This is a genomic window from Streptomyces cinereospinus, assembly GCF_042430725.1.
GTDB classification, from domain to species: Bacteria; Actinomycetota; Actinomycetes; order Streptomycetales; family Streptomycetaceae; genus Streptomyces; species Streptomyces cinereospinus.
The window spans coordinates 1-1,394 of sequence record NZ_JBHMCY010000180.1 but is presented as its reverse complement, the minus strand read 5'-3'; the positions used below and the strand labels follow the sequence as shown (position 1 = coordinate 1,394).

At 77.5% G+C, this 1,394-nt stretch carries 1 protein-coding gene; it reads right to left on the bottom strand.

Annotated features, from left to right (window positions below):
* Positions 1-90: 90 nt before the first annotated feature.
* Positions 91-1,314, bottom strand: coding sequence for a quinone oxidoreductase family protein (locus ACFF45_RS35390; protein WP_381351148.1), 1,224 nt, complete (start codon positions 1,312-1,314; stop codon positions 91-93).
* Between the last annotated feature and the right edge of the window lie 80 nt (positions 1,315-1,394).

Genomic DNA, 1,394 nt, shown 5'->3' with positions numbered 1-1,394 from the left:
CGGTCAGCAGGCCGACCGGACCACCACCGACAATGGTGCAGTCGACCACGGGCCGCAGTGGCGTGCCGGGGCGCGGCTCGGACGGTGCCGTCATGCGCCCGGCTCCCTCGCACCGGGACCGTCCGGAGCGACGGCCTGACGGTCGTCGGCTACACGGTCGTCGTCGGCTGGACGGTCGTCGGCCGGACCGTCGTGGTCCGGCACCGGGTGCCGGGCGTCCGGGGGCAGGACGACGCACTTGGCGTGCGGTGAGCCTTCCTGCGTCCGCCACGCCGACGGAAGTTCTCCGAGGGGGAAGGTGCGGACGTCGACCCGCAGCTCGTCGCGGGCGAGCGCCGCCCACAGCCAGGACAGCGCCCCGGCCTTGTCCCGCAGCGGGGTGTGCAGACCGGCGAAGCCGGACAGGGTGAGCTGCTTGCCGCGCAGCAGCCCGGCCGGCACCCGCGCGGTCGCGCCGGCCGGATTGCCGATGTTGACCACCCGGGCCCGTGGCGCGCACACCCGCAGCGCCGCCTCCAGCGGCTCGCCGTACACGCCGTCGAGGACGACGTCCACCGGCCCGGCCGCGGCCAGCAACCGGGCCGCCAGCTCCTCGGGGTCCTCGCCCGCGCGCAGCTCGACGACGGCGTCCGCGCCGATGGCGGGCAGGCGCTCCAGTGCTCCGCGGTCGCGCGCGACGCCGACCACCCGGCCCGCGCCGTACCGGTGCGCCACCTGGACCGCGAGCTGCCCGACCGCGCCCGTGGCCCCCAGCACCAGCACCGTCTCCCCGGCGCGCAGACCGGCCTCCTCGACCAGGGGCAGGAACGCGGCCGTGCCGGAGTTGCCGACGGCCGCGGCCCGCACGGGGTCCAGGCCGGCCGGCAACGGCAGTATGTCCTCGTCGGCGACGAGGACCCGCGCGGCGAAGGAACCAGGGGTGTCCGGTGAGGCGTGGCACTCGGCGTAGACCCAGGTGCCGGGCGGATGGCCGTCGGAGTCGAGCACGACCCCCACGCACTCGCTGCCCGGGACGTAGGGGGCTTCGTGGCGCGCCGAGTGGAACGTCCCCGACGCGATGACCAGGTCCAGCGGGTTCAGCGGTGCCGCGACCACGGCCACGAGGGTGGTGCCGGGCGTGCGTGGCGGCAGGACGACCGAGCCCAGTCGCGGTGCGGCGCCCGGGGCGTCGACGATCGCCGCCGGGATCCGGCCGCTCGGGCCGGCCGGCGCGCCGGACACCGGCTCGGCCGCACCCGCGGCCGCGTCGGGACGGCTGGCCGGCCCACCGCCGGCCGCCCGGCCGGCGTCGCCGTGAGGTTGCGTGCTGCTCATCGTGTGGGCCTCTCCTCGGCCCGGGCGGTCTTCCGCGGTGCGGGCGGGGCGAAGCGGTCGAGGGTGGTGATGCCGTCGTC